The sequence below is a fragment of the Vibrio sp. Vb0349 genome, from assembly GCF_033338975.1.
The window spans coordinates 1-1,162 of sequence record NZ_JAWOTS010000337.1; the positions used below are offsets into that span (position 1 = coordinate 1).

The 1,162-nt window shown below is 46.8% G+C and carries 2 protein-coding genes; both read left to right on the top strand.

The features are described from left to right. The first annotated feature begins 2 nt into the window (after positions 1 to 2). A complete protein-coding gene (gene vopN / locus R7Q47_RS25645) occupies positions 3 to 890 on the top strand; it encodes a SctW family type III secretion system gatekeeper subunit VopN (protein ID WP_318090183.1) in 888 nt (295 codons plus the stop codon). Beyond that, entirely contained in the window at positions 871 to 1,155 is a 285-nt protein-coding gene (locus tag R7Q47_RS25650) for a TyeA family type III secretion system gatekeeper subunit (RefSeq protein ID WP_318090184.1), read from the top strand. The genes vopN and R7Q47_RS25650 overlap by 20 nt, the downstream gene beginning before the upstream one ends. Positions 1,156 to 1,162: the final 7 nt, after the last annotated feature.

The window sequence follows — 1,162 nt, forward strand, 5'->3', positions numbered from 1 at the left end:
GTATTATCAATAGTCAGATAGCAACCAACACCAAGTTTGATGCATCGGTCCGAAATGGATTGGAATCGTCTCGTGCGGACAGTGCCGTAAAAGGCAGTTATCGAGGTGAGACAGTGCGCGTGCACAACGCCACTCAATCGCTTTTTGACGCGATGGAAGAGCTCACATCACTTGGCTCCGAAAAAGCAGAAAAAGATCTCACCAAACGCAAAATAAAAGACGGTGGCGTTCGCGTTAACGAAGCACACGAGCTGGTTTCTGATTACCTCAGAAAGGTGCCCGATCTAGAGAAAAACCAAAAAATCAAAGATCTCGCGGCCAAAATGGCGGGTGGCAACATTTCGACCATCGCTCAGCTTCAAGCGTATTTGAACGGGTTTTCGGAAGAGAAAAGCCACCAATACTTAGCTCTAAAAGCGGTGAAGAAATACTTATCGGCCAATCCGGAAAGCAAACACTTATTGGCGCTGATTGACCAAGCGATCTTGAAAATCGAGCAGAACCCGGATTCTTGGTCGCAAATCGACACCGAAATCCGTGTTTCTCATTTCGCTGATGAGTTTAGCAAAGAGCAAGAGTTCAGCTCTCTTCATCAATTGCGCGGCTTTTACCGCGATACGGTGCACAGCTATCAAGGGCTTGGCTCTGCATATCAGGATGTTGTCGAGCGTTTTGGTGAGCAAGAAGTCTCTACTGCGGTGGACTTCATGCTGCAAGGCATGAGTGCCGACCTTAGCGTGCAAGGCAGCAACATTGACTCCGTCAAATTGCAGCTGCTGATGTCCGATATGCAAAAACTCAAAACGTTGAACACCTTGCAAGATCAGGTAGGGCGGCTATTTCAAATGTTCAAACCAGAAAGGATGAGTCATGGCTTATCAGGCTTCTGATTTGATGGCAGACGTAATTGCTCTGGTCGAGCAACGTTGGGTCAGCAGTGAAGAGATTTGGAAGATCGCAACATCAATGGAGTTGGTGGCAATAGAACAGAAAATCGATTTTTTTCGAGAGCTGCACAAGTTGATACGACACATCCCCGTTGATGTATTTGCTGACGACGAACAGAGACAAAACCTAATACAAGCCGCACAAAAGGCGCTAGACGAAGCCATTGATATAGAAGAAGAGGAAGCGTGGGAAGATGAGTTGGATTGATGCATCA

Excerpts from the sequence above, each read along its gene's own strand:
- R7Q47_RS25650 (WP_318090184.1), top strand. The coding sequence starts at position 871 with ATGGCTTATCAGGCTTCTGATTTGATGGCAGACGTAATTGCTCTGGTC.